This is a genomic window from Streptococcus sp. A12 (assembly GCF_905372335.1).
Classification (GTDB): domain Bacteria; phylum Bacillota; class Bacilli; order Lactobacillales; family Streptococcaceae; genus Streptococcus.
In genome coordinates, this window is record NZ_CAJPOU010000083.1 from 1 (window position 1) to 4,765 (window position 4,765).

Annotated in this window: 1 protein-coding gene and 1 pseudogene; both read right to left on the bottom strand. The window is 44.1% G+C overall.

All coding sequences use genetic code 11. The features are described 5' to 3' along the window. A partial coding sequence (locus QZ158_RS07795) for a bacterial Ig-like domain-containing protein (RefSeq protein ID WP_293887367.1) occupies nt 1-4,403 on the bottom strand: 4,403 nt, incomplete at its 3' end. Between the two features lie 228 nt (nt 4,404-4,631). After that, a pseudogene (locus tag QZ158_RS07800) lies at nt 4,632-4,765 on the bottom strand (type I glyceraldehyde-3-phosphate dehydrogenase); the annotation flags it as partial.

Here is a 4,765-nt window from a genome sequence, read left to right on the forward strand (position 1 = left end):
TCTGGTTGGATCGGTTGATCTGGTCCTTCCGTTTTTGCTGACTTATAGACAATCGCATAGTGGGTAAAGTGAGGAGCTGTAAAGATAACGGTATCTCCTTCTCGCTCAAAGGCTAAGGATTGAGGTGCTTGACCTTCTGGGAAGAAGAGAACTTGCTCCACTTCTTTATCCTTATCCACAGGGATTTTCACAAGGGATGGATGCTGGGTATCGACATCCTGACCACTTGCATCGACTCCTTCGATATCAAAGATAGTCGCTCCTCGTCCCTTCAGCTCTTCTTTTTCTGCCTGATTGGCTTCAACTTTCGCGACTTTTAGTCCCTTAATAGCAGTAGGCTCCAAGTTAGAGAATTGAACTTCGACTCCAGTCACAGGGTCTACAAAGACCGCTGGCTTATCTTCTTTCAGGAGCGCAATCAAGGTTTCTAGACCAGTTTTTGCGGTTGCAAGCGCTTCAGGAGTGAGCTCTGAAGAGTCTAGGAGTTCTTTATTTTTCTCAACCAGTGCCTGTAAAGCGTCACCAGAAGGGTGATTTGGCTTACTTGCTAATAGAGCGGTCGCTTCCTCTGTCAGAGCAGAAAGAGCTTCTTTCTCTTTGACTAGATTAGCTTGTCCATCCAAGGCTTTCAAGAGAGCGGTCAATTGGTTCAACTGCTCATTGACTTGATCTTGTGTGCTGGTATCATGTTCTTTCAAGACTTTTTCAGAAGCAGCCATTCCAGCCAACAAGGCTTCTTTGACTTCAGGACTGGCAAATGTAAAGTCTACTTTGGCTTTTGCAGCTTCAGCTTCAGCCAATTTTTGCTTGAGGTATTCATCGTTGAGAGCTGGTTTTGGATTAACGAGGACATCAAAGCTTGTGCTAGCTCCTTTGTAATGGATAGTGATGGTTTGACGGCCTTCCTTGCTCGCATCAAAGCCAGTTACTTCAACCCCTTCATCGGTCAAGGCGTGCGTTTCCGTTGTTTCATCATCAAAGACAACTGTAAAGCGTCCGCCTTCTTTTTCCAATGCTTCTCCGACGATATATTCTACTTTTGGTTTGTCGGTCAATTCTAGACCAGCAACTGTTTTTTCACCTGCTTCCTCTGCACTGACCACAAAAACAGTGAGAGTCTTATCCAATTTCTGACCAAGGTAAGAAACTTCTAGGTGTTGTTCTCCAAGCTTGCTACTGTCAAATCCATGAATCTCTACACCTGAGTTGGTGAGGTTGACCAGTTGATCTGCTTGGCCATCTTTATAATGAACACGGAGAGTCGCCCCTTTCAAGGAAAGAGCATCCCCTTCCCGGTAAACCTTCTTGGTCAAACCATCTTCAAATTGAAGTCCCGCAATTTCTTTATCATTTTTTGGAACTTCTATCGCTAGAACATTACTGATATCTTTGCCAGGTTCTTGCGCACGATAGTAGAGAAGAGATGGGGTTGATTCAAAAGCCAGTGGTTTAAAGATCAGATTTCCAGCTTGATCGGCTGTCATGGTCGCAATTGGACTGGTCGCTTCTTTATCAGCATAAAGAGTCAGTGTGGCATTGGCCGGAACATCTTTGAAGCCGACTTGGACAAAATGATTGCCTAAGTTTTGCGCTGCAGCATGTTTCATCGGGATGTTGACCGTTTCCGTATCCAGACTTTCATACATCTTCCAGTTGTAAATCCGGATGGCTTGCCATGGGGTTCCGTTATCTGCCGTAATGACATGGAGACGCCATTCTTGAGCCTTGATTGGATGGTCGAGTGTAATGTCGGACACATGGGCTTTATTGCCACGAACTTCCTTAGCAAGCTTCCATTCACCCACTTCATCCTTGTAGTAAAGGTCGAAGTCACGGGTATTCATCTTGCCATCGTCGACAGATTCTCCACCCGCACCGGCATGGTCCATCACCCAACGAACAATGGTCCGTGGTTGTGTCAAGCGAATATCGACGGTTCCACTCAATTGAGCAGAAGACCATTTATCTGAAAGACTTGTAATGGTACCATTTAACATCCCCTCGATGCCTTCACTACCATCCGCATCTGGGAAGCTCGAACCAATGACTTTGGCTCCGATGACCACGTTTGGTGCTAGGGATTTTGGAAGACTGGTATCTGACACTGTCATACCCCAATCAAAGGCTACAGTTCCTGCATCTGAACGTTGGCCGTTCTTTCCAACTGCTACAACTTTGAGTTCCTGCGTCTTTCCTTCAGCACTTGCTGAACGGCTAACTTTTGGTAGATAGACGGTTGTCGCAGAAGACCCTGTTAAGAGGCGCCAGTTGTCGCCATCTTTTTCATAGACTTCATAATAATCTGCGTCCGCAACCCCTTTAAAATTGAGGACCGCTTCTGCTTCTTGCGCATTTTGTAGGCGTTTGCCTTGCACAGTTACTTCAGAAGGAGCAGCTGGTTTTTCTTGGTTCGACGTAATCGACAATTGACCGAGGTTGAACTTGTAATCTTTGACATCTGTATCATGGTCAAAGAATAATTTAATCGCATAAATGGTCTTACCCGCCAAGCCTCCCAAATCGAAGGTTTGAGTTGACCAATCTGCGCTAGGTGTCAATTCCTTCCATACATATTCGGAGTAGTCTTCTTTTGTGGCAACAGCTACCCAAGCAGCAGCTCCGACACCACCCTTATGAGAGACGCTCAACTTGGTCGTTTCTGTCACAGGGATCTTGGTCGAATAAAGCATGACATTTTGACTGCTATTGGCTTTCAGATCTCCTTCAAAGGCTAGAGAGTTCCCTCCATTGTAGGCTTGATCAAAATCATAGCGTCCTTTCAATGGAGTGCTATCTTCACTATGCTCTACCCACCAGCGCCATGTTGGAAGGTAGCCAGAAACAGAACGGTAGTTCCACTCCCCTTCTTTAGAAATCTTGCCATCGACAAACCAGTGTTTTCCGTGACCAGTATTGAAGGACGTATTGAAATCAGCACTTGTAATTGGTGTTTTGTCCACTACCAGATTGGACATCCCGTACCAAGATTGGTCTGCTGGTTTTCCTTTGGTTGGATCCCCTTGAAAGCCAGTCCAGAATAGATCTTCATGGGTATGGTAACCTTCTCCCGTCTTTCCTAGACCCGTAATGGTATCAGGTGCATAAAGACCAAGAGAAAGGCGTAATTTGCCATGTTCATCTAAAATGGCATTCCAGTCGACATTGGTCTTATAAGAACCTCCTTTTTGGAGCTCGAGACCCGCTAAAACATCATAAGGATTGCGGTTAATCCATTTGGCTGTACTAATCGAATAATCAACTTCTGATTTGCCCCAGTTAAAGTTAGCAAAGAAGGTATCAACTGGATTTTCGCCATTTTCAGGCTGCATGAAATTGTAGTTGTATTCACCCAGAGCATTTTCATGGTAGCGACCATATTCATAAGTCATGGCATCATACCAAGAATACTTGATCGGATAGTTGACGCTCTTCGCATATTCCTTGGTATAAAGAAGGAAATCTCTTAATTTTGGCCCCAAAGGCTCTACTAAGTTCCCTGTTGTTTCTTGGTTGATAAAGTAGCCATCAAAACCATAGTACTTGGCTAGATCAACCAATTTCCGAGCAATCGGGAAGGTTTTTGAGCCTTCACTATCTTCTTTCAAGGTTTCTGCAAAGCGCTCTTGATCCTTGATGTTACTAGACCAGTTGTAAAAGAGTGTACCGTAGATGGGAACCCCATTTCGGTGGGCCGCATCAATCACGTCTGCTGAAGGGACAAGTCCTTCCCAAAAGACCATAGAATCCAAATATTGCCAGTAGTCAAAAGCATAAGCCTTAAACTCTTCCCCACCGACTGAAGCATGATCCTTAGCCTTTGAGTTCATGTTAGAAAGGGCTTGGATCTTTGCTTCTGGGTTGGCTTGCTCGTTGATTTGCTTCCCTTGAAAACGGCTAGCAAGGGGAACACTTGCTCGGTTCAAATCATCATCTACTCGTTTACCAGGTTCCCATTTCAACAAATCATCCCAAGTATCAAATTTGACCTCTTTTGGTCTTAATTGTTTTTCTTCATTGGTTGGTAAATCTTCCACTTTTTCTGCAGCTACTTTTGGTTGTTCCGTCGCTGAAACGGCTGGAGTATCTGTCGTCGTCGGGCTAGCTTCTGTGCTAGCAGGACCAGCCTCTGTCGTAGTTGGAGTTGCCTCCTCAACTGGTTTTGCTGTTTCTGTCGTTGGTAAGGTAGCATCTGCAGTGTAGACGCCAGCTTCTCTAATCAAATGATTGACATCTTCCGTATTTGCTGTGGAAGCTTCTAAGGGTTGTTCATTAGTAGTATGCGTCTCATCTGCTGAGACTGCCCCCGTTCCTAAAAATGCCAATCCAATCAATGCAGAACAAACTCCCACACTAAACTTTCGGATACTAAAACGTTGTTGTTTTTCAAATTGATGACCTTTCATCTTGACCTCCATCTTATTTTACTGATTTCCAATCTCCTAAAACACTCCTCCTTCATTCACATGCAATCGCTTACATTTTTCTCAATTGGAAATCTTCACTCAGATTTAGTTTACCCCTTTAAAGAGAGGTCTGTCAATTCATTTTAGCAAATCCTATAATAAGGTGAGGAGGAACTAAAAAATGTACAAAAAAAGAGGAGGTTACCCTCCTCTCATCATACAGATGAATTATTTAGCAATTTTTGCGAAGTATTCAAGAGTACGAACAAGTTGTGCAGTGTAAGACATTTCGTTGTCATACCATGAAACAACTTTAACCAATTGTTTACCGTCAACGTCAAGAACTTTAGTTTGAGTTGCGT